The following is a 286-nucleotide window of genomic DNA, read 5'->3' as shown; positions in this document are numbered from 1 at the left end:
CTCTTCTGGTTTAAAAATTCGCACATTTCATTAGCAAGCCGCTCACAACGCTCCCGCACCTCTTCACTTATGATTTTCCATGTACGACCTTCATCATCCGATGCAAAATCTTGCTTAGCCGAAGTAACTTGACATTGCAGCGGATAACCATAAAGCGTGCGCACCACCGGCAATAAATGTTCACAAGGTTGTGCACATTTTTGGACTGTACTACCATGAGAGATAAGCCCAATCGGTTTTCTTAAAAAGGCATCATAGGTCAAATGATCAAGAGCATTTTTTAAAA

General features: G+C 41.6%; 1 protein-coding gene. It reads right to left on the bottom strand.

What is annotated here, in order from left to right; translation table 11 throughout:
• Positions 1-286 (bottom strand): NADPH-dependent FMN reductase (locus tag ACFIO5_RS12645; protein ID WP_375705592.1); only part of this gene is annotated, 286 nt, incomplete at both ends.

Source organism: Bartonella sp. AA86SXKL, from assembly GCF_042196885.1.
The sequence above is the reverse complement of the archived record's forward strand: the minus strand, read 5'-3'. Positions and strand labels throughout refer to the sequence as shown.